Origin of the sequence: Pseudomonas sp. JUb52, from assembly GCF_004341115.1 — a bacterium.
Lineage (GTDB): Bacteria > Pseudomonadota > Gammaproteobacteria > Pseudomonadales > Pseudomonadaceae > Chryseomonas > Chryseomonas oryzihabitans.
The window spans coordinates 1-3,918 of record NZ_SLYS01000033.1 but is presented as its reverse complement, the minus strand read 5'-3'; the positions used below and the strand labels follow the sequence as shown (position 1 = coordinate 3,918).

The 3,918-nt window shown below is 54.7% G+C and carries 3 protein-coding genes; 2 read left to right on the top strand and 1 reads right to left on the bottom strand.

What is annotated here, in order from left to right; genetic code table 11:
• Positions 1-185 precede the first annotated feature (185 nt).
• Together EC839_RS23950 and EC839_RS23945 are read left to right on the top strand one after the other, a co-directional pair.
• Positions 186-572, top strand: coding sequence for a hypothetical protein (locus tag EC839_RS23950; protein WP_132833226.1), 387 nt, complete (start codon positions 186-188; stop codon positions 570-572).
• A gap of 103 nt (positions 573-675) precedes the next feature.
• A complete protein-coding gene (locus tag EC839_RS23945; RefSeq protein WP_132833225.1) occupies positions 676-2,061 on the top strand; it encodes a hypothetical protein in 1,386 nt (461 codons plus the stop codon).
• Positions 2,062-2,825: 764 nt separating this feature from the next.
• On the opposite strand, the gene EC839_RS23935 is transcribed toward EC839_RS23945, so the two are convergent.
• A complete protein-coding gene (locus EC839_RS23935; protein ID WP_256681104.1) occupies positions 2,826-3,779 on the bottom strand; it encodes a hypothetical protein in 954 nt (317 codons plus the stop codon).
• Positions 3,780-3,918: the final 139 nt, after the last annotated feature.

Here is a 3,918-nt window from a genome sequence, read left to right as displayed (position 1 = left end):
AACTGGATCAGGCCGCATCAATTCAACGATGGGCTACCGCCTGCGGTGGCCGAAGAAAAACTTAACCCACTGTCCGGGATGGGTTGACCACTACATTCCGCCTGATGACACCATCGAACCACGACACAAGTTGACGCGACGCTGGGGCAGCATCCAGCCGGTACTTGAAATATAGGAGGTCTAAGGTGGACAGAATTATAAAAGAACTTCTGGAGTCGCTGCTTCAGGAGTCCAGCGGTACTAAGCGCACCGGCAAGCGCATCCTTAACTTAGCCGGCTTTTTGAGTTCAGGCGAGGTACCCGAACACATTCGTCAGCAGCTTAATAGTCTGTCACGGCTACTGGTGCAGCAAGACGCGTTCGACGCCGTTCTAGAGCCAATTTCCCTGCTCGCACGGACTGGGCTTAGCCGCCCTTTGGACGCGGAAGCTATCACGCCCCTGAGCGGCAGTCTTGAGGCCATCCGCAAGGAAATCACTTCCATTGATGACGTTAACTACGCCGAACTAACGGCGTGGCTAGTCGGCCTGGCTCAAGCAAGAAAGATAATTCGGGCGAAGCAGGTAGGCTAAGGCGGTTAAGTGGTTCATCACGTACATACTTTCAAAACCCACAGTGCAGCTGATCGATACGATTCGGAAGCTTACGCCCCTCGTTTAATAGCAGAACTCCGTCGTGACTGAATTGACCGCCCTACTGTTTCCCCATCCTGTCACGCTTTCATCCGCGCTTCTCGCCCGAGGCTTTCTAGTTGATTTGATCGGCAACGATATTTTCCTGACAGACAATGCGTGCCTTCACGGCAGCGAGCCCGGGTTTAGGCGGACCTACCCCTCCGACGCTGTATTTCTTGCGATCACGTTAAGCCGGATTGGTCTGGATGGATTGAGCAGGACCAACGATCCAGTACGCCCTTTCAAACTCATCCACGGAGACCAGATCCTTACGGACAGTCAGGTGTCGACGCTATTCGACCATGAACACGTTCAGCGCCAGGCATCCTATCTCTCCGACATGGAGGCACCCTACTATTTCAGGCGCAGGCTGCATGGAATTAAGGTGCCGACATCCGTACTCGACCCGCACGTAGCGCTTCTAGTCAAGGCGCTGTCGGCTACGGGCTGTTTTAGCTTTTCATCTTGTGACGGGCATGAACCTGACGGCCCATGCGGCACCATGCCGTTAGAGGTCTCGCTTGTAGGTGAGATGAGTACTGCATGGGCAAAACACATGATGGCCCAGGCGGCGGGCGCCGGCATTCAGTTTTCAGAGCTTCGTCTGAACTACGGCAGTTGGTGCTTGGAAGAGCACCTTCCAGCGGCAGGCCTTGAAACGCGCGAGCTTGTGTTGGTTCGTAGGCAGGCGATTGAGCTGGGACAGTTTCTCTACACCAACCGGCTACGACTGCGCCAGGAGAGGATCCGTTGGATGGAAACTTTTCGGCCACGCGGCAATGAAAACAGCGCGCCGATGAACACGGGGCGGGAAGCCATCCAATTCCGGGTGCGGTTATCCGATGCGTCTGGCTTTGCGGTGGAGTTCACGGTCCGAGGTTACCGCGAGCTAGACGAGCGCTGCAGATCAGCCTTTTCGTGCTGGCAGACGCTAAATCCATACGAGAAGCGAAAGCCGTGGTGGTTCGCACAAAAGGAACTGGATGAACTGGATGCGAAAAGCATGCTGGCACATGAGGAATTGAGAGTCCGCGAGCTCGGCCTACGCGAAGCCGTAAGGCCTATTGAACCATGCGAAATTTCAGATTTTCTACAGAAGACCCAAGCAGCTCGCCAACAGGACGACCGTCTCAGCCACCTGCGTCAACTGCGCTCGGCGCCGGTGCTACAGATAGCAATCGCCGCTCCAGGACAAGAAGAATGGCGAACGCCCTGGGGAGATTCTAAGCCGGTACGGATAAGGATCACGAGAACCGACAGCGGAGACCATCCCGAGCAATGGCGCTTCGTTTTCCGTCGCACCGCCCTGAAAGGCAGCACTTCTACTACGGATAGCTGGTTATTACTTTGGATGGGCTTTCGCGAGGCGTTCAGGGACATGATCTAATCGTATCGAGGCGGACGTGCCCATGGCCCATGGCTGGTTTTGTTCTCAGTTCGAGCGTGTCAGGGAACGGAGGGCCAGTGCGACCGCCCATGAACGGAAATGGAACCGATGGCAAGAACGAGCTGAGACGATCGGATGTAATAGGGTGATGCAGCCCGAATGATTCGGGACAACTGGCGACCGTTAGCCATAAGCGACGAGGCGAGCCCCCAGCTATTAGCTTTCACCTCAACGAAGCGGTGACACCATCGTCCTCTAATAGCGGGATATCGAAGCCGGCTCTATCGTTCTGCGTGTCCGCTACCAGTTCGTGCACCCGGAAGTCAGGGCGAGCTATTAGGCGCTTTACGGCCGATAGACGTCCTCGCACACGCCGTCACGCATTTCTAGCGTCAACGTGGCCTTTTCCTCCCGCTCCAGCAGCACGGCACGAGCTTGCTCGATATGCCCTCGCGCCTGCTGGCGGCCGGCAGGCAATCCCTGCTCTAACCATTCTGAAGGGCGATGCGGTTGACTTAAGAGGCCGTACGGGAGCGATAGCCTTGAGCACAGTGCTGATGCTGCGCTTCCCACCGCTGTTGATAGTGGTGCTACTGGCCTGCTGGGTCTTCAGAAGATTGCTGGATACTGTCGAACAGCGCATTAAAAAAAGCCCTGTATGAGCAACCGTATAGCGGCTCAATGCAGGACTTTTTCTTTGTCAGGACCCCAGATAAGCAACAGATCATTTTTGAGTTCGATCTGGCTGGGCGTAATTCTGCTGCTTACTTCACCAGCTCCATCAGCTTCCCGAAGCTGTTCACCACATTGTACTTAACGTTTTCGGGGGCGTACTTTCTATTGATTTCGTCGAAGAACTTGCGGGCGCACTTGATCTTTGTCTTCTCGATCTCATTAAGCACCATCGAAGACATTGAGCCCTTAGTCTCGGCGACAAAATAGACGTGCTTGACGGCTCCTTCCTTGAATGACACAGCCCAGTCAGGGTTGTAGTCGCCAACCGGCGTGGGGATCAGGAAGCCACGCGGCAATTTGGCGTAGACGACCACCTCAGTACAGGTATCCAGCTCTTTCACGAACTCGCGCTCGATGCCGGAATCGGTTACCACGTAATCGTAGATGTGGCGCTTGAGCTTGTCTCCGGCTTTGCTGAAATCTTGCTTGGTCTGGCCTGTGGTGAAGATGTCCAGATCGAACTTGTCCTCGACGGGATCGTAGGTCAAGTGCTCAATGATCATCGTCGCCTTCTGCTCATTAATCAGCCGGACGGTTTCAGAGATGAAACTCTCTGGATTAGTACGGAACTGTCCAAACACCGTGACGCTGATACCCTTGAGGATGTCTGCCGTCGTGCGTCGGGTCAGCTGCGTACCTTCAGCGATCTTGCCGATGAGGTCGTACTTCACTGCAGAGTGGATCGAATGCACGTTCTTTTCGGGTTCGGTGGTCTTGAGCACGAATGCCTCGCCATCCTTTAGGCCGTCGTAAGTCACCTGGGCAGCCTGCTCGCCGGTCTGGATCGTGTACTGCAATGGCGTCACACGCAGGCTAGCGTCCAGTTCCTCAACAGCTTTTTGGACCAACTCTTCTGAATCGAAGTCAACGCTGAACGCCGCCTTACGATTGATCCGGTTCCACAGCTCCTTGAACTCCTGCTTCTCGAAGTTGCTGTTGAGCGAATTTTTCTTCGGCCGACGGTCGTCGCTGATGTCGAACATCTGGCTGTCGCTAAAGACGCTGTCGATCAGTTGGTAAACCTGTTTGTTGGCGCTGATGGAAAATTGACCCACCCTGCCGATTGAAATTTGACCCAGGGCGGATTGCTGATTTTGTTACCAGCAACTGTGGATAAGTCTA

Coding starts and splice junctions, on each gene's coding strand:
- EC839_RS23935 (WP_256681104.1), bottom strand. CDS start 3,779: ATGTTCGACATCAGCGACGACCGTCGGCCGAAGAAAAATTCGCTCAAC.